The sequence below is a fragment of the Streptosporangium sp. NPDC020145 genome (genome assembly GCF_040631275.1).
Lineage (GTDB): Bacteria > Actinomycetota > Actinomycetes > Streptosporangiales > Streptosporangiaceae > Streptosporangium.
The window spans coordinates 315,820-338,770 of sequence record NZ_JBEXZT010000008.1; the positions used below are offsets into that span (position 1 = coordinate 315,820).

The 22,951-nt window shown below is 71.6% G+C and carries 15 protein-coding genes and 1 tRNA gene; 7 read left to right on the forward strand and 9 right to left on the reverse strand.

What is annotated here, in order from left to right:
• Positions 1 to 206 precede the first annotated feature (206 nt).
• The 4 genes from ABZ463_RS18195 to ABZ463_RS18210 all read left to right on the forward strand — a co-directional run bounded on the left by ABZ463_RS18195 (position 207) and on the right by ABZ463_RS18210 (position 4,400).
• Positions 207 to 740, forward strand: a complete 534-nt coding sequence (locus tag ABZ463_RS18195) for an LmbU family transcriptional regulator (protein WP_352009746.1) — start codon at positions 207 to 209, stop codon at positions 738 to 740.
• 138 nt (positions 741 to 878) lie between these two features.
• A complete protein-coding gene (locus ABZ463_RS18200; RefSeq protein ID WP_352009747.1) occupies positions 879 to 1,904 on the forward strand; it encodes a TauD/TfdA family dioxygenase in 1,026 nt (341 codons plus the stop codon).
• On the forward strand, positions 1,901 to 3,622 hold the full coding sequence (locus tag ABZ463_RS18205) for a non-ribosomal peptide synthetase (RefSeq protein ID WP_362777220.1): 1,722 nt from the start codon (positions 1,901 to 1,903) through the stop codon (positions 3,620 to 3,622). Before ABZ463_RS18200 ends, ABZ463_RS18205 begins: the two co-directional genes overlap by 4 nt.
• A gap of 22 nt (positions 3,623 to 3,644) precedes the next feature.
• Positions 3,645 to 4,400, forward strand: coding sequence for an alpha/beta fold hydrolase (locus tag ABZ463_RS18210; RefSeq protein WP_352009749.1), 756 nt, complete (start codon positions 3,645 to 3,647; stop codon positions 4,398 to 4,400).
• Between the two features lie 4 nt (positions 4,401 to 4,404).
• On the opposite strand, the gene ABZ463_RS18215 is transcribed toward ABZ463_RS18210, so the two are convergent.
• From ABZ463_RS18215 to ABZ463_RS18240, 6 genes are read right to left on the reverse strand one after another with little or no spacing between them, the layout of a single operon-like run.
• A complete protein-coding gene (locus ABZ463_RS18215; RefSeq protein ID WP_362777222.1) occupies positions 4,405 to 5,493 on the reverse strand; it encodes an alpha-hydroxy acid oxidase in 1,089 nt (362 codons plus the stop codon).
• Positions 5,490 to 6,560 carry a 4-hydroxyphenylpyruvate dioxygenase gene (hppD, locus tag ABZ463_RS18220; protein ID WP_352009751.1) on the reverse strand — a complete coding sequence of 357 codons (1,071 nt, stop codon included), beginning with the start codon at positions 6,558 to 6,560 and terminating at the stop codon, positions 5,490 to 5,492. Before hppD ends, ABZ463_RS18215 begins: the two co-directional genes overlap by 4 nt.
• Positions 6,561 to 6,571: 11 nt before the next feature.
• Positions 6,572 to 7,873, reverse strand: coding sequence for a PLP-dependent aminotransferase family protein (locus ABZ463_RS18225; protein WP_362777225.1), 1,302 nt, complete (start codon positions 7,871 to 7,873; stop codon positions 6,572 to 6,574).
• Positions 7,863 to 8,072 (reverse strand): MbtH family NRPS accessory protein, encoded by a 210-nt coding sequence (locus tag ABZ463_RS18230; RefSeq protein ID WP_352009753.1) that lies wholly within the window; start codon positions 8,070 to 8,072, stop codon positions 7,863 to 7,865. Before ABZ463_RS18230 ends, ABZ463_RS18225 begins: the two co-directional genes overlap by 11 nt.
• 45 nt (positions 8,073 to 8,117) lie before the next feature.
• Positions 8,118 to 9,308 (reverse strand): MFS transporter, encoded by a 1,191-nt coding sequence (locus ABZ463_RS18235; RefSeq protein WP_362777228.1) that lies wholly within the window; start codon positions 9,306 to 9,308, stop codon positions 8,118 to 8,120.
• Positions 9,305 to 12,631, reverse strand: coding sequence for an amino acid adenylation domain-containing protein (locus ABZ463_RS18240; RefSeq protein WP_362777230.1), 3,327 nt, complete (start codon positions 12,629 to 12,631; stop codon positions 9,305 to 9,307). Before ABZ463_RS18240 ends, ABZ463_RS18235 begins: the two co-directional genes overlap by 4 nt.
• A gap of 287 nt (positions 12,632 to 12,918) precedes the next feature.
• Between ABZ463_RS18240 and ABZ463_RS18245 the strand changes: the two genes are divergently transcribed.
• The 3 genes from ABZ463_RS18245 (at position 12,919) to ABZ463_RS18255 (ending at position 20,681) form a co-directional block, all read left to right on the forward strand.
• Positions 12,919 to 14,808, forward strand: coding sequence for a radical SAM protein (locus ABZ463_RS18245; RefSeq protein WP_362777232.1), 1,890 nt, complete (start codon positions 12,919 to 12,921; stop codon positions 14,806 to 14,808).
• 7 nt (positions 14,809 to 14,815) lie between these two features.
• A complete protein-coding gene (locus ABZ463_RS18250) occupies positions 14,816 to 15,979 on the forward strand; it encodes an aminotransferase class I/II-fold pyridoxal phosphate-dependent enzyme (RefSeq protein WP_362777234.1) in 1,164 nt (387 codons plus the stop codon).
• A gap of 229 nt (positions 15,980 to 16,208) precedes the next feature.
• The gene (locus ABZ463_RS18255; protein ID WP_362777236.1) at positions 16,209 to 20,681 is read left to right on the forward strand and encodes an amino acid adenylation domain-containing protein; all 4,473 of its coding nucleotides are present in this window, start codon (positions 16,209 to 16,211) and stop codon (positions 20,679 to 20,681) included.
• Between the two features lie 73 nt (positions 20,682 to 20,754).
• Here the strand turns inward: ABZ463_RS18255 and ABZ463_RS18260 are convergent, their stop codons facing one another.
• From ABZ463_RS18260 to ABZ463_RS18270, 3 genes are all read right to left on the reverse strand, one after another.
• Complete coding sequence (locus ABZ463_RS18260) at positions 20,755 to 20,919, reverse strand: hypothetical protein (RefSeq protein WP_362777238.1); 165 nt, start codon at positions 20,917 to 20,919, stop codon at positions 20,755 to 20,757.
• A gap of 191 nt (positions 20,920 to 21,110) precedes the next feature.
• Complete coding sequence (locus tag ABZ463_RS18265) at positions 21,111 to 21,899, reverse strand: HAD hydrolase-like protein (RefSeq protein ID WP_362777240.1); 789 nt, start codon at positions 21,897 to 21,899, stop codon at positions 21,111 to 21,113.
• Positions 21,900 to 22,104: 205 nt separating this feature from the next.
• Positions 22,105 to 22,168, reverse strand: a tRNA-Ser gene (locus ABZ463_RS18270).
• Positions 22,169 to 22,951 lie beyond the last annotated feature (783 nt).

Below are 22,951 nucleotides of genomic sequence, written 5' to 3' on the forward strand. Positions count from 1 at the left end.
TTCACGGTGATATTGACCGAGCTTTACAACATGAGTGGCAATCTGGTATTAGTTAAAATATTGTTCCGCCTGTTCATATCAGGGAGGACGTGTTGGCTGGGCGCCCAGGTGCAACGAAAGGCGCGACCCGGATCCAACCGAAAAGGAATTCCATCGGAGAAAAGAATCATCACAGGGGTTCCGACGACGCCTACGGAGGCGTCCAGGTGACCCCCGTCGGTCTTCGCATCCCAGCGGAGTTGCCCTACGAACTCTGGGAGAAGGCCGGTTTCCGGATTTCCGCGGTCGCCAACTCTTCCACATGGTGTCTCGGCGACTGGCTCGCCTACGGCCGGTCCCGCTACACCGACAGATACCGAAAAGCCATCGAGGCCATCGGCCTCGACTACCAGACACTTCGCAACTACGCCTGGGTCTCCAGGAGAGTCGACCTCTCCCGCAGACGCGACGGGCTGAGCTTCCAGCACCACGCGGAGGTGGCGTCGCTGCCTCCCGAGGAGCAGGACCACTGGCTCGACCAGGCGCAGCGGAACGGATGGACACGTAACCGGTTGAGGCGGAACCTCGCCGCCCTCCGTCAGGAGAAACCAGAGGCCGAAGGAAAGCGGGTCTCACTCGAACTCAGGCTGGGCGCCGACCGCATCGCCCGCTACCAGGAGGTCGCGGGCCAGTCGCAGACCAGCCTCGAATCCTGGATCGTCGAACAACTCGACACCGCGGCCGCCGCGTTTCTCGGCTGAACGAACCACCCGGGCGGACGACACCGTCCGTAAATCTCAACAGGGGGCGAACGGCCTTCCCCTCTCGTTTTCCGGCCCGGCGCTCCCGTCATGTCCACGGTCTCTCCAGGCCCGACCGAGCGCGAAAGGACATCGGAAATGAGATCAACGCCGGAAGGAACGACCGGCGAACTCGACTGGGAGGTCTCCGAGGGGAAACCGGTGTCCGCGTGGCTCACCGGCCCCGACGACATCGCCGGGACCTGTGACCGGCTGAGCGCCCTCCTGCCCGAGTTGCGCGCGGCCCTGGCCGAACACGGTGCCGTCCACCTCCGGGGCCTGCCGCTGAAGGGCGTCGAGGACTTCGCGAGGGTGCGGGACGTGCTCATCCCCAGGCACACGCCGTACCGGGAGAAGGCGACGCCGCGCAGCGACCTCGGCAGCGGGGTCTTCTCCTCGACCGACCTTCCCCCCTCGCAGCCGATCATGATGCACAACGAGAACAGCTACACCCTGACCTTCCCCGGGCTGCTGCTGTTCGCCTGCCTGACCGCGCCGGAGGAGGGCGGGGCCACGCCGGTCGCCGACTGCAGGAAGGTTCTGCGGAACGTCCCCGCGCCCCTGGCCGAGAAGGTCCGGGCCTCCGGCTGGCTGCTGAGACGCGGCTACTCCGAGCACATCTCGACCGACTGGCGCACCGCCTTCTCCGCACAGGACAGGGGCGACGTCGAGCGCTACTGCGCCGACAACCTCATCGGCCACCGGTGGCAGGACGACGGGAACCTGCGCACCAGCCAGCTGCGCCCCGGCGTCATCAGGCACCCGCGCAGCGGGGAGGAGGTCTGGTTCAACCACCTGGCCTTCTGGAACGAGTGGTCCCTGGACGAGGAGCTCAGGGAGGTCCTCGTGGCGGAGTTCGGGCGGGACGGCCTGCCGTTCAACACCGCCTTCGGCGACGGCGAACCCCTGACGCGGGACGACCTGGAGGACCTGCGGGCCGCCTACGAGGCGGCGACCGTACGCGAACGGTGGCGCCCCGGTGACCTGCTCATCGTCGACAACGTCCTGACGGCGCACGGCAGGGACCCCTTCCGCGGCGACCGCAGGATCGTGGTGGCGATGGGCGAGCCCGTCGACCTCCTCGACTGCGCGCCGACCGTCCAGCCCGCGGCCGGTCAGCTGTGAGCGGGCAGGAGCGGGACCTGCTGAGCCGTTTCTCCGCCACGGTCCGGCACGCGCCCGACCGGCCCGCGGTGCGCCACGGGGAGACCGTGCTCGACTTCGCCGAACTCGACGCCCGTACGGCCCGGCTCGCGGCGGCGCTGCGCGACCTGGGCGCCGGGCCGGGCCACCGGGTCGGGGTGAGCCTGCCCAGGGGCGCCGACCTGGTCGTGGCGCTGCTGGCGGTGTGGCGGGCGGGCGCGGCCTACGTCCCGCTCGACCCCGTCTACCCCGCCGACCGGCTCGCGTTCATGGCCGAGGACGCGGGGACGCGGATTCTGCTCCACACCGGTGAACGTCCCTCGTGGGCGGGTGAAGCGCGTTGCCTCACCCCGGATGCGACCTCGGGCAACGACGGGGCCTTGGACCCTCCGTCCGCCTCGGCCCCGGCGTACGTCATCCACACCTCGGGCTCGACCGGCAGGCCGAAGGGGGTCGAGGTGTCCCGGAGCTCCGTGGCCTCCATGGTCACCGCGCTCGAACGCTTCGGCGCCTACGCCGACCGTCCCCGGGTGGTCGCCTGGAACGCCAGCGTCTCCTTCGACGCCTCCGTGCAGCAGTGGGTCAGGGTGTGCCGGGGAGACACCCTGGTCGTGCTCGGCGAGCAGGACCGCACCGACCCGGCCCGGCTGCGCGCCCTGCTCGACGAGCACGCGGTGACCGACCTCGACCTGACCCCCTCACACTGGGAGACCCTGCGCGAGGAACTGCTCACCCCCCGCCCCGACGGACGTGTGCTGCGGCTGTTCCTCGGCGGCGAGGCCGTACCCGAACGGACCTGGCGGGAGATCGCCGGCTCGGAGCACGTGGAGGGGCTGAACCTGTACGGGCCAACGGAGTGCACGGTCAACGTCACCACCGCCTGGATCACCGGCGCCGGGCCGCACATCGGACGGCCGCTGTCCGGCTGCCACGTCCACGTGCTCGACGACGCCCTGCGCCCGGTGCCGCCCGGCGTGACCGGGGAGCTGTACGTCGCGGGCCCCCGCCTTGCCCTCGGTTACGTCGGCAGGCCCGCCCTCACCGCGGAGCGGTTCGTCGCCGACCCGTTCTCCGCGCCCGGCGCCCGGATGTACCGCACCGGCGACCTGGCCTCCCGCGCGGAGGACGGCACGCTGCGGTTCGCAGGGCGGGCCGACGGCCAGGTGAAGGTCCGCGGCTTCCGGATCGAGCCCGGCGAGATCGAGCACGCCCTCGGTGCCCACCCTGACGTGGCACGCGCCGTCGTCACGCTCCGCGGCGACCGGCTGGTGGCCCACGTGGTGCCCGTGGAAGGCCGCGAACCCTCCCCGGAACGGCTGCGGGAACACCTGGCCGCCGGGCTGCCGGAGTTCATGGTGCCCTCCGCCTTCGCTCTCGTCGAACGCCTCCCGCTCACCCCGAACGGCAAGCTCGACGTGGCCGCCCTCCCCGAGCCCGTGTGGGCCGCGGAACCCGGGGAAGCGCCGCGGGGCGAGTTCGAGGAGCTGATCGCGGGCGTGTGGGCGGAGGTCCTCGGCCGGGACGGGATCGGCCCCGACGACGACTTCTTCGCCCTCGGCGGCCACTCGCTGATGGCCATCCGGGTGGTCGCGCGGCTGCGCAGGAACCTCGGCGTCGTCGTGCCGACCCGGCAGGTGTACCGGCATCCGCGCCTGCGCGACCTGGCCGGCTACGTCGAGTCGCTGCACCGCAACGGCTGAGGACCACGAGAGAGGGAAAAGCGTGGACACCATCGTGGTGCGCCCCCGGCACCGGCCCGAGGCGGCGCGGGCGCTCGTCTGCCTGGGTTTCTGCGGCGGCGGCGCGGGCCCCTACCTGGGGTGGGCCGACGTCGTGCCGCAGGATGTGTCCCTGGCCGCGATCTGCTACCCCGGCAGGGAGGGCCGTTTCGCCGAGGCGTTCGCCACCGACTGGGACGAACTGGCCGAGGACGCGACCGCCGCCGTGCTCGCCGCCGCCGACCGGCCGTACGTCCTGTTCGGGCACAGCATGGGCGGCTGGATGGCCTTCGACGTCGCCTCCCGGCTCGAACGGCACGGCGGCAGGCCCCCCGAGGCGCTCGTCATCTCCTCGACGAACGCGCCGAGCGGCGGCCTGCGCCCCAGGGACATGTTCCCCGCCCAGGAGGAGACCGACGAGCAGTTGCTGCACTGGATGAGCGTCAACGGCCTGTTGCCCGCGCACGTGCTCGACGACCCTGACCTGAGCGAGATGGCGGTCGAACTGATGCGCGCCGACATCAAGGTCCGCGACTCCTTCCGTCACCGGGCCGGGACACGCGCCCGGGTTCCCCTGCAGGTGCTCACCGGCGCCGCCGACGACGTCATCGAGCCCGAGGCGACCGAAAGGTGGCGGGAGCTGGCCGAGAGCGCCTTCCGGCACGACAGGCTGCCCGGTGGCCACTTCTACACCCCGGACGTCTGGGCGAGGCTGCCCGCGTTCATGGCGCCGTTCGCCGGGGATCCGCCCGGGGTGTGAGCGGTCAGAGCAGGACGGTGCCCAGGGTCCGGGCGGCGGAGAGGTCGGCGCAGCCCGTCAGCAGCATGGCCTCACGCAGCTCGGCGCGCAGCAGGTCGAGCACCAGCCCGGCCCCCGCCTCGCCGTCCATCGCCAGCCCCCACAGCAGGGGACGGCCGAGCAGCACGCCGGCCGCGCCGTACGCCAGCGCGCGCAGCACGTCGGTGCCGCTCCTGATCCCGCTGTCGAACAGCACCTCGCACCGCCCGGCGACCGCCTCGACGACCCCCGGCAACGCCACGATGGACGGTACGGCCCCGGCCAGCTGACGACCGCCGTGGTTGGAGACGACCACGGCGCTCACCCCGGCCTCCACGGCCCGTACGGCGTCGCCCGGGTCGAGGACGCCCTTGAGCACGACGGGCAGGCCGGTGTGCCCGCGCAGCCAGGCCAGGTCGTCCCAGCCGAGCGTGTTCTCGAACATGATCCCGGTGTGGGAGGCGACGGCCGACTCGTGCGGCATGGGGACGTGCGCGGCCGACCCCGTCCCCTCGGGGAGGTTGGCGGCGACGACCGAGGCGGGCAGCGTGAACCCGTTGCGCATGTCGCGCGGTCGCCGCGCGGGCACCGGCACGTCCACGGTCAGCACCAGCGCCGTGCAGCCCGCCCGTTCCGCCCTGGCCAGCAGGTCGAGCACGAGCCCCCGGTCACGCAGCCAGTAGAGCTGGAACCAGAGTGTCCCGGCGACCGCCGCGATCTCCTCGATCGGGACGCTGCTCAGCGTGGCGGCCGTGAACGGGACGCCCGCCTTCCCGGCGGCGCGGGCCATGGCGAGCTCGCCGTCAGGATGGCACAGCCGCTGGTAGGCCATGGGGGCGACGGCGACCGGCATCGCCGCCGTGCCGTGCAGCAGCCGTCCCGCCGTGTCGGCCCCGTCCGCCGAGGTCAGCACCCTGGGCACCAGGCGCACCCGGTCGAGGCAGGCGCGGTTGGCCGCCTGGGCGGACTCGTCGCCGCCTCCCCCGGCGACGAAGTCCCGGATGTCCGGCGGCAGGAGATCTCCGGCGAGCCGTTCGACGTCCGCGACGCACACCGCCGCGTCCCCGGCGTTCACCGGGCCTGCCTGTTGCGCTGGATCTCCACCGCGGTGTAAAGGGCGTTGATGTTGCCGCTGCCGAAGGTACGCGCCCCGGCCCGTTCGATCACCTCGAAGAAGAGGGTGCCGCGCGGGTGGACGCTCCTGGAGAAGATCTGCAGCAGCTGGCCGTCCTGGTCCTGGTCGACGAGGATGCTCAGCGCGCGCAGCTCGCCGAGGGAGTGCCTGGCCAGCCGCAGCCGCTCCGGCACCAGGTCGTAGTAGGCGCCGGGGGTGCCCAGGAACTCGATGCCGTTCTCCCGCAGCGTGCCCACCGCCCTGACGATGTCGCCGGTGGTGAAGGCGACGTGCTGGATGCCCGCCCCACCGTGGTCCTTGACGAACTGGTCGATCTGGCCGGGGTCGCGTGACACGTCGGGTTCGATCAGGGTGAGCGTCACCGCGCCGGAACGGCTCTGCACCACCTTCGAGTCCATGGCCTGGCGTCCGACGACGATGCGCTGGGTGAACACCATCTCGAAGTCGAGGGCCGTCTCGTAGAACTCGACCGTGGGGTCGAGCTGCCCGGCCTCCAGGCAGACGGCGAAGTGGTCGACCGTGCCGAGCCCGGCGTGTCCCGCCGGGTGCCGTTCCCCGGTGGCCGGGAACAGTCCGGGCAGGACACGCGGGTCGGTCGTGGGCGGGCGCTGGACGAAGGTGTGCAGGACGTCCGCGAAGCCGACGATCGAGGCGGTGACCACCCCGTCCCGTACGGCCGGTGGTGTCACGGGCCGGGCGCCGCGCCGTACGGCCTCGGTGTAGGCCGCCTCGGCGTCGCAGGTGCGCAGGGCGATGTCGGAGACCCCGTCGCCGTGCCGTTCCACGTAGGCGGCGGCCGGGTGGTCGGCGTCGCCCGCCTGGGTCAGCACCAGCCTGATGTCCTGGCAGCCGAGGGCGACGGTGAGGGCGCCCCCGGTCTCGGGGGGTTCCTCGGATCGGGCGTAGACGGTGAAGCCGTAGCGGTCGACGAAGAGTCTGGTCGTCTCCGCCAGATCGGCGACGGAGAATCCGACGTGGTCGACGGACAGCTCCTCGAAAACTGTCATCTCTTGCCTCCCTATGGGGCCTCACAACGCCGGGCGACGAAGCGCGCCAGCCGGTCGAGGCCGATGGTGATCTCGCCGGGCGTCAGATGGCTGAACGACAGCCGGATCTGCGGTCGTGGCAGGCCGTCGCCGTAGAAGTGGTGCATGGGCGTCCACAGGACGCGGTGCTCGCGGGCCGAGTGTTCGAGCAGTTCGTCGTCGGCGGGGAACGGGACGTCGAGGACGACGAAGAAGCCGCCCTCCGGGGTGTTCCAGCTGACGCGGCTCTCCGGTGGGAAGCGTTCGCGCAGCCCGTCGAGCATGTGCCGGAGGTTGCCCTGGTAGACCCGGGTCTCCCTGGCGTTCGCCGCGCGCAGGCTGCACCCGTTGGCGAGCAGTTTGCCGCCGATGACGGCCTGGGCGATGGGTGAGGTGTTGACCGTCAGCATGCTCTTGATCTTCGCCAGCTGGTCGGCGAGCAGCCCGTTCCCGGCGCGCTGGTCGGCCACGACGTAGCCGACCCTGGCACCGGGGATGCCGGTCTTGGCGAACGAACCGAGGTAGACCACCCGCCCGCCGGGGTCGAGGGCCTTGAGCGTCGGCGCCCGCTCCTCCTCGCCGTGGAAGAGGCCGTACGGATTGTCCTCAAGGATCAGCAGGTCGAGCTCCCCTGCCAGGGCGAGCAGGCGCTCACGGGTGGCGTGGCCGAGGCTGACGCCGGAGGGGTTGGCGAAGTCGGCGACCACGTACAGCGCGCGCGGCCGCATCCCGTCGGCCCTGGCCCGACGGACGGCCGCGACGAGGTCGTCCAGGTCGATCCCCTCCGGGGAGCCGGCGACGGGCAGCAACGGCATGTCGGCCAGCGCCGCGGCGCCCGCCACCCCGACGTAGCACGGGAAGACGCTCAGCAGGGCGTCCCGCCCGTCGCGGCGCAGCGCCCGCACCGTGAGGTAGAGGGCCTCCTGGCAGCCAACCGTGACGACGATCGACTCGGGGTCGACGTCGATGCCCTCGTCCAGCAGGAGGTTCCTGGCCACGAGGTCGTGGATGACGCCCTTGGTGCGGCCGTACTGGAGCATGGTGCGCCTGACCAGGACCTCGTCCCCCAGCCGTTCCATCAGGTGGTCACGGTAGACGCGCAGGTAGCGGTGGACCTCCTCGATGTCGAAGAAGCCCTCGTAGGGCCGTCCCGCGGCGAAGGAGACCGCGTCGGGGAAGCGGCTGGAGACCTCGTTGAGGAAGTTCATCGACTCGATGACGGGAGAGCCGAGCGAGCCGTGCAGGCCGAGGAGGTCCAGGACGACCGTGTCGGCGAGGCCGGTGTCACGCGTCATGGGAGCCCGCCAGACCGCGGGGCCGCATGTCGGTCCAGTGCTCCTCCACGTAGGCGACGCAGTCGTCCCGGCGCGCGTCGTCGAGCCGCACCAGCCACCCGCCGGGTACGGCGGTGCCCGCGGGCCACAGTGAGTACTGGCCCTCGTCGTTGACCAGGACCTTGAACAGCCCCGTCTCCTCGTCGAACGGTCCGGGCATCTCAGCCTCCGCTTTCTCTCCCCGCCCCTCGCGGAGAGTCCGTCGTCATGTGGCCGTACCGGTGGGTCGCGCGGCGAGCATGAACCCCGCGCCGAGCACGGCGACCACCCCGCACAGCGCCCAGTGGCCGGCGGCGGTGTGCCCGTACAGGAAGCCGCCCGCGGCGGGGCCCGCCGTCTGGGCGACGGTCACCGCGACGCCCTCCGCGCCCTGGTAGCGCCCCCTGAGGTGGCCGGGCGCCAGCAGGCCCGGATAGGCCGTGGCCACCGGCGTGTAGACCATCTCGCCGAGCGTCCACAGCGCCACGGTCGCCACGAGCGCGGCCCGCTCGTCCGCGACCCCGGTCAGCGCGACCCCGGCGCCCAGCAGGACCACCCCGGCCGCGATCACGTACCGGGGCTGGCGGCGCTCGGTGAACCGGACGAGCGGCAGCTCGAACAGCACGATCAGCAGCGCGTTCACCCCGAGCAGCAGGCCGTAGAACTCGGTGCCGAGCCCCTGGTTCCTGACGTGCAGCGGGAGGGTCGCGATCGTCTGCGTGTAGACGTAGGTGGCGGCGGTCATCGACAGCAGGTACAGCACCATCGCCCGGTCGCGGAACACGGTCCGGTAGCCGCCGCGTGCCCCGGCGTCCTCGTGCTCGGGCGGGGCGGGCCTGGTCTCCGGCAGCAGCGTCAGCACCAGCAGCCCGAACAGCAGGCACGTCACCGCGTTGCCGACGAACAGGTAGGTGTAGGACAGCACGCTGAGCAGGCCGCCGACCACGCCGCCGACGGCCATCCCGAGGTTCATGGCCAGGCGCAGCAGGGAGACCGCGGCGATCAGGTCGCGGGCGGGCACGGTGTCGACGAGGATCGCGCCCGCCGCCGGGCGGTAGAGCTGCGCGAGGAATCCGACGGCCAGCGACAGCGCGACGATGACGCCGATGGTGTCGGCCAGCGGGACGAGCAGGGTGAAGACCGCGGTGCCGAACATCGAGGCGACGATCGTCCACCGTCTGCCGATCAGGTCCGCGATGCTTCCGCCGACCGCGTTGCCGAGGAAGCCGCCGAAGCCGACCGCGCCGAGCGCGAGCCCGGCCAGGAAGGCGGAGTACCCCCGGTGGGTGAGGTACAGGACCAGGAAGACGTTGAGGAAGGCGCCGAACTTGTTGACGAACATGCCCGCGCAGATGACCCAGGCCTCCCTGGGCAGGCCCATGATCCGCCGGGTGAGCGAGGTGGTGGTCGCGGTCATCGCGCGGAGCCACCGAGCGCGCGGAGCCCGTCCGTGCTTCCGTCCGTGCCTCCTTCGGTGCTCCCGTCCGTGCCCGCGTCTGTGTTCCCGCGTTGAGGGCCGTTCCGGTGGTCCGGGTCGGCGACGGCCTGGCGCAGCCTCGTGACGAACCCCTCGACCAGCCGCAGCGCGCTCTCCCGGTCGAACAGGTCGGTGGCGAACTCCGCGTAGCCGTCGAGCGCGCCGGGCGTGCCGTCCGCCTCCCGCCGGGCGATCAGGTCGAAGGTCAGGTCGAACCTGGCCGCCCCGGTCCTGGCCAGCGTCCACTCACCGCGCTCCGGCGTTCCGGGGGCCTGCGGATTCGTTCCGGGGGTCTCCGGCGTTTCGGGGGGCTCCGGAGTTCCGGGGGGCTCCGGCGTGAGGTCGAGGGCGAGGTCCGGGGCGTCGAGCAGGCCGAGCGTGACCTGGAAGACCGGGTGGCGGGACAGCCCGCGTGCCGGGTTGACCCGTTCGACCACCAGCTCGAAGGGGACGTCCTGGTTGGCCGAGGCGGGCAGCCAGCCGTCGCGCACCCGGCCGAGCAGCTCACGGAAGGTCGGGTCGCCCGAGGTGTCGGTCCGCAGCGCGACCATGTTGACGAAGAAGCCGACCAGCTCGTCGAGCGCCTCGGCCGTACGGCCCGCGGTCGGGCTGCCCACCACGATGTCGTGCCCGCAGCCCAGGTCGGTGAGCAGGTCCGCCAGCGCGGCGTGCAGCGTCATGAACAGCGTGGCCCGGCAGGAGCGCGCGAGGTCCTCAAGCCCCCGGCGCAGCTCGGCGGGGACGGTGAAGGCGACGGCGTCCCCCCGGTTGCCCGAGATCGGCGGCCGGGGCCGGTCCGGCGGCGGCGAGACCTCGTCGGGCAGGCCCGCGAGCCGCCGTTCCCAGTAGCGGAGCTGGGACGACAGCCTGCTGCCCGGGTCTCCGGCGTCGCCGAGCAGCTCACGGTGCCAGGCGGCGTAGTCGGCGTACTGCAGCGGCAGCGGGACGAACTCCGGGGCCGTACCCGCCAGCCTGGCCCGGTAGGCCAGGGACAGGTCGCGGCAGAGCGACGTCAGCGACCAGCCGTCGGCCGCGATGTGGTGCAGCACCAGCAGCAGTGTCGTCCCCCGCCCCTGGGACGGGCGCAGCAGCGCGCCGCGCAGCGGCAGGTCCTCGGTGATGTCGAACGGCCTGCGGACCTCGGCCGCGAGCAGCTCCTCCATCTCCGCCTCGGCGCAGACGGTGACCGTCAGCTCGGGGTCGCGCTCCCCGGGGTCCAGGACGCGCTGCCAGGGCCCCTCGTCGTCGTCATAGTCGTCGGGGAAGACCGTGCGCAGGCTCTCGTGCCTGGTGACGACGTCGGCCATGGCCAGGCGCAGCGCGTCGGCGTCCACCTCGTACGGCAGGCGGAAGACCAGCGGGATGTGGTAGCCGGGGTCGCCCTCCTCCTGGAGCTGGTCGACGAACCACAGCCTGCGCTGGGCGTGGGACAGCGCGATCCGCTCCGGGCGCGGCTTAGGAACGGGCGGAAGGCAGAGACCCGCGGCGCGGGCCGGTGAGGTGAGGAGGCGTGCGGCCAGCTCGGCGACCGTCGGCGCCTCGAAGACCTCCCCCGCCTCGACCCGGAGGCCGAGGGCGGCCTCGGCCCTGGCCGCCAGCCGGGTCGCCGCCAGCGAGTGGCCGCCCAGGTCGAAGAAACCGTCGTTCACCCCGACCCGTTCGACGCCGAGCACGTCGGCGAACAGGTGGCACAGCACCTTCTCCGTCTCCGACGCGGGCTCCGCGCCACCCGCCGCGCGCGCCGGGGCGGGCAGCGCCCGTATGTCGAGCTTGCCGTTGTTGTTCAGCGGCAGCTCCCCGAGCACGACCAGCGCCGAGGGCACCATGTACGGCGGCAGCCGTTCGCGCAGGTGGTCCAGCAGGACGTCCGCCCAGGCCTCCCCGGTCTCCCCGGCGTCTCCGGCGTCCCCTGCGGGGACGACGTAGGCGGTCAGGGTCGTGTCGCCGTGCCGGTCGGCGGTGGCGACGACGGCGGCCCGGGCCACGTCCTCCCTGCGGGAGAGCTGGTTCTCGATCTCGCCGAGCTCGATCCTGAAGCCACGGACCTTGACCTGGCCGTCGTGCCTGCCGACGAACTCCAGCAGGCCGTCGGGGCGGCGCCGTACGATGTCGCCGGTCCGGTACATCCGGGCGCCGTCACCCGCGAAGGGGTCGGCGACGAACTTCTGGGCGGTGAGGCCCGGTCTCGCCCAGTAGCCCCGGGCGACGCCCCGTCCGCCGAGGCACAGCTCACCCTCGGCGCCGTCGGGGACCGGGCGCAGGTGCTCGTCGAGGACGTGGACGGTGACGTCCCGCATGGGCGAGCCGATCGGCACCGGGCTCGGCACGGGTTCCTCGACCGGGTGGTAGGTGGCGAAGACCGTGGCCTCGGTCGGGCCGTAGACGTTGACGACGGAGCCCGGCCCCGAGGCGCGCAGGGTGCGCTCGACCGCCACCGGGGAGGCGGCCTCGCCGCCCATCCACACCTGGCAGCCCCCGGCGAAGGCGTCCGGGTGCTGCTCGGTGAGCACGTTGAAGAAGGAGGTGGTCATGAAGGTGCAGGTGACGGCCTCCTCCGCGATCGTCCGCGCCAGCGCGCGGGCCTCGACGGGGCCGGGCGGGGCGAGCACGACCGTGCCGCCGCGCAGCAGGGGGACCCACATCTGGAACACCGAGGCGTCGAACTCAAGCGGGGAGTGCAGCAGGACCCGTCCCTCAAGGCCGGTCCAGCAGGGGTCGGCGGCGAAGGCGACCAGGTCGCGGTGGCAGATCGCCACGCCCTTCGGCGTCCCCGTCGAACCCGAGGTGTAGACGACGTAGGCGAGCTGCCCGGGGACGACCTGTTTCCGGGCCGTTCGCGGGCCGGGTCCCGACAGGTCGAGATCCTCACCGACGACGGCCACCCGGGTGCCCGGCTCGCAGAAGCCCCGGACGAAGGCCGCGCGCTCCGCCGAGTCGGTGATCACGACGCGGATGCCGCACTCGGTGAGGATCAACCGCAGCCGGGCGGCCGGTGAGCGGGTGTCGAGCGGGACGTAGGCGGCGCCCGACTTCACCGTCCCGACGATCGCCGCGACCACGTCGGGGCCGCGTTCCATGAGGATGCCGATCCGCTGCTCGGAACGAATATCACAGCGTTCCAGAAAATCAACGAAAATGTCGGAGATCTCATCCAATCTGCGGTATGAGAGAACGGTCCCACCCTGCTTGACAGCGGGCCTGTCGCTGTTCTCCTGGACTTGTTCGGCGAAAGCGCCGACTATGGTGCGCGACTCGCCAGACACCGGAGAATCCCCCTTCTCTCACACGCCCGCCATTGAAACACGATGCCGCGCGTTCATGTCAACGCGCCGCCGGGGCGGGTCCGCGCGCCGCCACGATGTCCCGCCGGCGGGACATCGGCCCTCACCGGAGGCACTCGCTTGACGTCCACCGGCCATCTGGTTCAATCGGTCGAAAGTAACGTGGCAGATAACTCATACAAAAGCTATGCAGGATCACACGGGGAGTGATTTATCCATCCCTCGGCGTACGCATACCGGCCGCGAACACAAAGGGAAAAGGAACTGCATTGCTGAATGACATTCACGTTCACCGATTCCCCGGGGGAACCGTTTCCTCCGGGTTCGAGGAACTTCTTTCCGCGCGCAGAAAGCGCCTCTCCGAGGACCTCGCGCTCGGGCGTCTTCCGCACCGGAACTTCCCGGTGCTGGCCGTGCTCGCGCCCGTCATGACGCAGGCGGAGGGCGAGATCACCTACCCCGGCGACCCGATGTGCCTGTACGCGGCCCTCTCGGTCGCGGTGCGCAACGCCGTACGGGACGCCGGGCACTACAACGACCTGGCTCCGGGGTGGACCCGGTTTCCCGACCTCTCCTACCGCATGTCGGTCGGCGAGGACGGCTACCGGTCGTACACCGACTCGCCGAACACCGACGAGACCGTCTTCGACCCGCGCGTCTGGGACCGGGCGGCACGGGAACGCTGGATCGGCCTGCTGCGCGAGACCCGGCCGAGGATCGTGCTGATCAGCAGCGTCTCACCGGCCCACCGCTACGCCCTGGACATCGCGGGGCTTGCCAAGGCCGAGATACCCGGTGTCTATGTGATCCTGGGCGGGCGGCACGTCGACGAGACGACCACCTGCGTCCCCGGCGCCGACACGCTCATGATCGCGCCGAGCAGCACGCTCGCGGTCATGGACGACGGCAGGGTGCCGCACGTGGTCGACGCGACCGTCTCCGGCGAGGCCTACCACTCACTCGACCTGCTGATGCGCGCCGTCGCGCTCTCCGTCGACCTGGACACCGGGTGGGTCGCCCCTTCGGCCGTCCGCCCCCGCCTTGAGGACCTGCTGCGACGGGACGGCCCTGCCCCGGGGCGCTCCCTGATCACGCTGACCGGCCAGGACGCCGTGCACGCCTACCCCCAGGAAGGGCCCAGGCTCGACCTGACCACACTGCCCTCGCCGTACGAGGCGTTCGCGATCCGGTCCCGGTTCCCGATCTTCACCGACGGCGCGACCGGCGAGATCCAGCGGACCGCGCACGTGATGGTGTCCAACGCCTGCCCCTACCAGTGCAACTTCTGCTCGGAGACGGCCAAACTCGCGGGCGGCCTGAAGAAGTTCAGCCAGACACACGCCGGAGTCGAACGTGTGTGCGAATATGTGGGCTACGGCGCCGAGGCCCTGTTCTTCGACGACTCGGTCTTCTGGAGCGGCACCTTCCGGGACATCGCCGAGTTCTGCGCCGAGCTCGGCGGCGTCCGCCGCGCCGCCGCCGGGGAGCTGGACGAGGGCCTGCTGCGCTCGCTCGGCGGCGAGGACGGCCTGGCCCGCCTGCGCCGCCTGCAGTGGGGCGCGCAGCTGACCGTGGACGTGCTGGTCGGCCTGCACAGGCCCGAGGAGAGCGCGACGATCCTCGACCTGATGCGCGAGGCGGGATGCACCTACGTCTACATCGGCATCGAGAGCATGTCCACGCAGGTGATGGACCGCATCCACAAGAACCTCCGCCGCGTCGAGGGACGCGACTGGGCGCAGAAGGTGCGCGAGGCGACGTCACTGGTGAAGTCACACGGCCTGCGGGTCGGCACGTCCGTCCTGTTCGGCCTCGACGGGGAGACCCGCGCCAGCATCGACGAGACGATCACGGGGGTGAGCGAGCTGATCGACGAAAGGATCATCGACCTCGCCAGCCCGAACATCCTGACCTACCACCCGGCCACCCCGATCACCCGCATCCACGGCATGACCGACAAGCTCGACTACCACTCCCCGTGGGTCGACAACCGCAAGCCGTACATCTACTTCGAGGAGGCCTTTCCCGGCGTCGTGTCCGTCACACTGACGGAGGACGACCTCTGGTACATCCACAACGAGACGGAAAGACGCTGGGGCGCCATCCGTAACGACAGCGCGCCGGTGCCGCTCGAACAGGACCCCCGACAGGCTAGGTGACACATCGATGACCCTGGACGCCCTCGACCTCGCCACTCTCTCCCTGCGTGACGGGGAGAAATGGGCGTCCGCCCCGGCCGGGGTGCTGCCCGCGTGGGTCGCGGACATGGACTTCCCCATCTCGCCCGCCGTACGGCGCGCCCTGGTCGAGCGGATCGACACCGACCTCGGCTACCCCGCGTGGTACGACGAGTCGCGCGGCGGGCCGCTGGGAGAGGCGTTCGCCGGGCGCATGCTCGGCCGGTTCGGTTTCGCCGCCGACCCCACGCACGTCAGACTGTTCACCGACATCAACCAGGCGATGCAGGTCGCGCTGCACTTCGGCACCTCACCCGGTGACCCGGTCGCGCTGCACTCCCCGGTCTGTCCCCCGTTCACCGAGATGCTGACCAAGCTGGGCCGCCCGCCGAGGCCCGTGCCGATCCGCTGGCGCGCCGGTGACTGGGACCTCGACCTCGACCGGGTCTCCGAGGAGGTCAGCGGCCGTCACGGGATCCCGTGCCGCGCGCTGTTCCTGGTGAACCCGCACAACCCGACCGGACGTGTCTTCCGGCGCGACGAGCTTGAGGCCCTGGCCGCGCTCGCCGCCGAACACGACCTGCTGGTGATCTCCGACGAGGCCCACGCCGAGCTGGCCTACGACGGATACCGGCACATCCCGTTCGCCGCGGTCTCCGAGGAGGCCGCGGCGCGCACGGTGACGATCACCTCGGGCAGCAAGGCCTTCAACCTGGCCGGGGTCCGCTGCGCCGTCGCGCACATCGGCGCCAAGGAGGTCCGCGACGCCGTGGACGCGCACCGCGGCATCCTGTTCGGCCAGGTGAGCGCCCTCGGGGTGGACGCGCTCAGGGCCGCGTGGACCGAAGGGGACCCCTGGCTGAAGACCGTGCGGGACCTGCTGGCGCGCAACCGGCTGCGGGTCGCGGAACGGCTGCCCGAGGGAGTGGTCTACCGGCTTCCCGAGGCCACCTACCTCGCCTGGCTCGACTGCCGCGCCCTGGGCCTCGGCGACGACCCGTCGGCGTTCTTCCTCGAACGGGCCAGGGTCATGCTCTTCAGGGGTCCGGACTTCGGCCCGGAGGGCAGGGGGTTCGCCCGGCTGAACTTCGCCACCTCACCCGCGGTACTCGACGAGATGCTCGACCGGATGCGCGCCGCCGTACCCGGCTGACCGACCTGAGACGAGAAGGGCACCGATGCACGACACCCCCGGTACGGCGCGGCCCCACGACCTCGGCGCTCCGCGTGACTCCCGTGGCCCACAGGACTCTCACGGCTCTCGCGAACTCGACGAGCCTCGTGACGCCCATGGCTTCCATGATTCACATGTTCTCCACGGCCCGCGTGGCTCGCGCGGTCCTTGTGGTCCCCGTGGTCCCCGTGGTCCCCGGGAGGAGATCATGTGCGGGCTGTTCGCCGAGGTGCTGGGGGTGACGGACGTCGGTCCCGAAGACAACTTCTTCAGCCTGGGCGGGCAGTCGCTGCTGGCCACCCGGCTGGTCAAACGGGTCCGTACGGCGCTCGGCGCCTCGGTCGGTGTGCGCGCCCTCTTCCAGGCGCCGACACCGAGAGGGCTGCTCGGCCGTCTCGGCGGACGGGAACGGCCCGCCGTCACGGCGGTCTCCCCCCGCCCCATGACGGTGCCCGCCTCACCGGGGCAGCGGCGTCTGTGGTTCCTCGACCGGCTCGCGGGACCGAGCCCCACCTACAACATGCCGGTCGCCACCGTGGTCCACGGCACGCTCGACCCGGCGACGCTGGCCGCCGCACTGCGGGACGTCGCGCTCAGGCACGAGAGCCTGCGGACGGTCTTCGCCGAGGAGGGGGGCGAGCCCGTACAGCGGATCCTGCCCGAGCCCAGGACCGAGGTGGTGCTCACCGAGTGCCCGCCCGCCGAACGCGCGGCGGCGGTGGCCAGGGCGTGTGCCCACGTGTTCGACCTCACGACGGACTCGCCGCTGTACGCCGAGGTGATCAGGTCGGAGCCCGGCGAGTGCGTGCTCGTGCTGGTGCTGCACCACATCGCGGGCGACGGCTGGTCGATCGACCGGCTGGGGGCCGACCTGTCACACGCGTACGCGGCGCGGCTGACCGGGCAGGCACCCGGCTGGGAACCGCTACCGGTGCAGTACGCCGACTACGCCCTCTGGCAGCACGAAGCGCTCGCCGGGCAAGGCCCGAGTCGCAGGGTGGAGGGCGAGGCCGCCTCCCTCGTGGAGCAGGCCCCACGGCACCTGGCGGAGGGCGGAGTGCCTGACCGAGCCGTCTCCCGCCGGACGGAAGACGGCCCGCACCACTGGGTGGAGAGGCTGTACGGCCTGCCGGAGGAGCTGACACTGCCCACCGACCGGCCCCGCCCTCCCCGGGCCGACCACCGGTGCGGACGCGTGCTCGTCCCGATCGACGCCGAACTCGACCGAGGACTGCACGAACTCGCCCGGCGTCGTCACGCCACGGTCTTCATGGTGGTTCACGCCGCGCTGGCGGGTCTGCTGACCCGTCTCGGCGCGGGCACCGACATCCCGCTGGGCACGGTCGTCGCCGGACGCGGCGACGAGGCGCTCGACGACCTGATCGGATTCTTCGTCAACACCCTGGTGCTCCGCGTCGACACCTCGGGCGACCCGGCGTTCACCGAACTGCTCGACCGGGTCAGGGAGGCGGACCTGGCCGCCTACGCCGACCAGGACGTCCCGTTCGACCACGTCGTCGAGGCCCTCAACCCGAACCGCTCCCCCGCCCGTCACCCGCTGTTCCAGGTGGCGCTGTCCTGGGCCGACAGCGGCGTCCTCACCCTCGACCTGCCGGGAGCGCGCTGCCTGCCGGGCACCGCGGTCGCCCAGGGGGCCAAGTTCGACCTGGACTTCGCCTTCGAACGGCGGGGCCGGGACGTCGAGCTCACGATCACCTACGCGAGTGCCCTGTTCGACGAGCCGACGGTCGCCACGATGGCCGAACGGTTCGTCCGTGTCCTGCGTCAGATCGTCGCGGAGCCCGAGACCCGGCTGAGCGCCCTGGAGGTGCTGTCCTCCCGAGAACGCGAACTGATCCTGACCGGCTGGAACGACACCGCCGCGCCCCGCCGCACCGCCTCGGTCGTCGAGGTTTTCGGCGAACGCGCCACCGCGACCCCCGACGCGCCAGCCGTCGTCGCCGGCCGTACCCAGCTCACCTATGACGAACTGGACGAACGCGCGGGACGCCTGGCCGCGGCGCTGGTCACGGCCGGGGTCGGCACCGGCACGACGGTGCCGGTGCTGATGGAGCGTTCCGCGGGACTGGTCGTCGCATTGCTGGCCGTACTGCGGGCCGGGGCAGCCTACCTGCCGGTCCACACCGCCTATCCGGTGGCCAGGATGCGGGCCGTCGTCGAGGAGAGCGGCAGCCCGGTGCTGCTGACCGACCAGGTGTACGGCGCGCACGAACTCACCACGGGCTTGCGGACACTGACGGTGCACCCGGACGGCGGCCTCTCTCCTTTCCCCGCGAGCCTCTCGGAGAGCGGCCTTGACGAGGCACGGCCTGAGGACCTCGCCTACGTCATGTACACCTCCGGCTCGACCGGTGAACCGAAGGGCATCGGCGTGACCCACCAGGGCGTCGTGGACCTCGCCCTCGACCCGATGTGGGAGGTCGGCCCGCAGGACCGGGTGCTGTTCCACGCCCCGCACGCCTTCGACGCCTCCACCTACGAGATCTGGGTGCCGCTGCTCACCGGGGGCACCGTGGTCGTCGCGCCGCCCGGCGACCTCGACGCCCCGGTGCTCGAACGGCTGATCCGTGAGCACGGTGTGTCCCACGTGCACCTCACCGCAGGACTGTTCCGGGTCGTCGCCGAGGACCTCGCCGACTGTCTCACCGGTGTCCGCGAGGTTCTCACCGGCGGAGACGTCGTCTCTCCCCAGGCCGTGACCTCGGTGCTCGACGCCTGCCCCGAGACGACCGTGCGGACGCTGTACGGCCCCACCGAGATCACCCTGTGCGCCACCTGGTCGCGCTGGCGGGCCGGGGACGGGCCGGGGACGACCGTCCCCATCGGACGTCCGATGGCCAACACCCGCGCCTACGTGCTGGACGACGCCCTGCGCCCGGTGCCGCCTCACGTGCCGGGTGAGCTGTACCTCGCCGGGGCCGGGCTGGCCCGCGGATACGTCGGGCGTCCCGGTCTGACCTCGGCGCGGTTCGTCGCCTGCCCGTTCGGCGCGGCCGGAGAACGGATGTACCGCACCGGCGACGTCGTCCGCTGGGACGAGCAGGGGCGTCTGTTCTTCCTCGGACGTGCCGACGACCAGGTGAAGATCCGTGGCTTCCGCGTCGAACCCGGCGAGGTCGAGGCCGCGCTGGCGAGCGTCCCCGGCGTCAGACAGGCCGTGGTGGTCGTCAGGGAGGACGCCCCCGGCGAGAAACACCTGGTCGGCTACGTCGTGACCTCCCCCTCCGGCACGCCCCCGGGCCACGAACCGCAGGAGACCGCACCGGACGGCGTGCCGGCCGGGCCCCTGTCCGGGCAACGCAGCCCGACGGACACCACCCTGATCGACGCCGGTCTGGCCCCGGAACAACCGGGCACCGCACCCGAAGGCCAACCGCCCCGGCCGAACGCGGCCACGACCGGCACCGGAGGCCTGGGCGTGGCGGACGCCGAGTGGTGTCGTGAGCACGTGGCCGGGTTGCTGCCGGAATACATGGTGCCGTCCGCAGTGGTCGCGCTTGAGGCGTTCCCGGTGACCGCGAACGGGAAGCTGGACCGGCACGCCCTCCCGGCTCCCGTACGGCGGGCGTCGTCGGGCGGTTCCGCGGGCAACCCTCGTGAGGCGGTCCTGCGTGAACTGTTCGCCGAGGTGCTCGGGGTGCCCGAGGTCGGCGTGCGCGACAACTTCTTCGACCTGGGTGGACACTCCCTGCTCGCCGTCCGCCTCGTCAGCCGCGTCCGTTCCGTGCTCGGCGCCGAGGTCGGCGTCTCCGCGCTGTTCGCCGACCCGACCGTCACGGGACTCGCGGAACGCCTCGGCGAGGAGAGCGGTGCCGTACCCGCCGTCCTGTCCTACCGCCCCCGTGGTGAGCTGTGCCCGATCTTCCTGATCCCCGCGGCGAACGGACTCGGGTGGTGCTATTCGGCGCTGCCCAGGCACATCCCCCGGGGGCATCCGGTGCACGCCCTTCAGGACCCCCGCCTCGCCGTCGGACCGGTGCGCCCGATGTCGGTGCCCGAGCTGGCGGCCGTCTACGCCGAGCGGATGCGCGAGATCCGGCCTGCCGGGCCGTACGTCCTGGCGGGCTGGTCCTTCGGGGGTACGGTCGCCCAGCAGATCGCCGTCGATCTGGCCGCCACGGGTGAGCAGGTCGCGCTGCTCGTCCTGCTGGACGCCTATCCCGGTGACGTCAGAGGACGCGCGTCCCGCCGCGGATTCGGGGCGAGAACCCCGGACCAGGCCTTTGAGGGTTCTCACAAGGAGTCCCTCGCGAAGGCCTCTGATGAGGCCCCTGCCGAGGTCGTTGAAGAGACCCTTGAGGAGGAGGTCGTCCGTACCGCCCTCGACGGCGTCGCCGCACCCAGGGGCTCGCGACGGGAGGCACTGCGACAGGCGGGAAGCCCACTCGCCGCCCTGGACGAGGCCACAGTCGACGACCTGGTGTCGATCGCCGGGGAGAACACCCACGCGATGGCCGCACACTCCCCCGTGCCCTTCACCGGCCCCACCCTCTGCTTCGACGCCTCCCTCCAGGACATCCACGCCTCGGACACCTGGCGCCCCTTCCTGCCCGCCCTGACCGTCCACACCGTGACCTGCGACCACACCTCCATCGTCAAGCCCGAAGCCCTGTCCGAGATCTCCCCCATCCTGGCGAAACACCTGCCCGCCTCCGGGTGAGAGCCCGTCGCGCCCCGCTCGTCGAACGTGCTCGTGACCACTCCGGTCGGAGCGGACGGTCCAGGCGTACGGATCACGCGTTCGACGCGCCGCCGATCTCGCCGACCATGTGGGCCGTCTCGAACCTCGGGTCCGGGACGGCTCTCCCCACGGCGGTCTCCTCGTCGGACCGACGAAAGCGCTGGGCGTCCAGCGCGCTACGCGTCTCCGCCTGTCCAGGGGCTCCCACGCTGGTCATGTACCGTCCTCCTCCACCTCAGGGCCCCCACACCCGTCGTATACGAGCGCGCTGCGCATTCCTCGTTGTCCTCCTCGTCGCCCAAGGTCTCCGGTCAGCGGCCTGGCGGCGGGAACACAACCGCCGTGTGCCCTCCCGGTCCATGAGTCACTGGGCCGTGGCGTCCCAGGCCATCCGGTAGACGGTCATGGTCATCCCTCGCGGAACTCCCTGAGGAGTCCGGGAAGCCCGGTGACCGAATCGATCGTGTGGTCGGCTCCCCCGGCAAGGCCGTCCGCCCGCTGGTCGGCGTACTTGCCCGTGCGCACCTGGACGGTCCTCGCACCTGCGGCGTTCCCTCCGGCGACGTCGGTGGTCGCGTCGTCTCCGACGACCAGACACTCGGTGACCTCGACGCCGAGCGTCGCGGCGGCGAGGGCGAAGAAGTCGGTGGACGGCTTACCGAGCACACGGGCCTGGACACCCGCCGCGTACTCCAGCCCCGCCACGACCGCCCCGGTGTCCAGATGGTCGCCGTCCGCCCGCTTGAAATAGCGTCCGCGTTGCAGCGCCAGTAGCGCCGCGCCGGAGCGCAGAGCACGGAAGGCCCCGTCCAGCAGGGGGTAGCTCAACGTGTCCCGGCAGTCGCCCACCAGTACGTGGGTGAAGGGGGGCTCGTCGACGAGGCAGGGGAAGGACTCCCGCAGGGCCTGCGAGACCACCGCGTACACCCGGGCGTTTGGAGTGGCCGCCACCAGGGACTCGGCGGCCACCACCGGGGTGAACAACTCCTCCTGGCCGATCGGGAGACCGTAACCGGCCAGCCGGGCGAGAGTCCGCCCAGCGGGCTCGGAGTCGGTGTTGGTCAGGAACCGGAGCGCGAGCCCCTGTTCCCGTAGCTCGGTCAGGGCGGCGACGGCACCGGGAATCATCTCCCCGTTGGCGTAAAGCGTCCCTTCCAGGTCGAACAGGACGGCGCGCACCGGATACTGCGATCTCATCTCATCTCCATGGGGAGTTCGGGTCGCGCGGCCACCGCGTCCTTGAGGAAGGCCCTCCGGGAGGGGTGACCCCGTACTCACCTCGTGAGGTCTGGGTCCACAACTGGTGGGCGTCAATGAGAACGGGCGAGGCTCCGTAAGACTGGAGACCCGCCCGTTCCTGTGCTGTTTCCCCTTTTCAGCGAACAGATCGCCGATGAGGAGTTGGTGCCCCCTGCAAGATTCGAACTTGCGCTCCCGGCTCCGGAGGCCAGCCACCTTCAAGGCGCTGAACTGCGAGGACTGACTACACATGGTCCGATCGGTACGGCGACGGTACGCGACCACGCCTGAAAGCGTCTCACGAGCTCGCGTACGGCTGCGCGTGGGATGCACGCCCAAATGTTTTTGATCTTCCTGCCAGGGGTGCCACACCGGGTGCCACGGTCCGGGCTGGAGGGGTGCCACGGGGGTGCCAGCCCCCTGCCACAGGGGTGCCAGGAGGGTGCCACGCCAGGTGCCAGGGGGGTGCCACGAGGGGTGCCACGATGGTGTGGCACCCCTTTGACCTGTAACTCCCTCCCCCAACCCCCGCCCCTGGCACCCCCAGGGGTGCCACACGATCATGAACACCCCCTCAGGGAGACTCCCCAGGGACGCCATTCGGCCAGCGCCGCCGGGACCGTCAGGCGGCCGTCAGGGCAGGCGTCAGGCGGGCGTCAGAGCGCGTCAGAGGCTCTCGCGGGCGCGCGTTACCCGGGGAAACAGCGCCGGCCGCCAGACGGGCGTCAGGCGTCAGACACCCCCTGTTGCCGCTTCCCCGGCCCCGTTCGGAGGGGCGGGTGCGAGGGGGTTGGGCCGTTCTGTGTCACGGGGGTTGTCACGGGGAGGGGCTGGGGATGGGAGTTACAGGTCAGCGGGGGTGTGACACCGTGACACCGGTCGGCGTGACAGCCGTGACAGCCGCCCGTGACAACCCCCGTGACAAGATCACCGATGAGGCGGACGGCTCCCCGTACGCGCAGCCGCACGACCCCGGCCCCTGGCCGCCGCGCACGCCGCCCGCCGCCCGT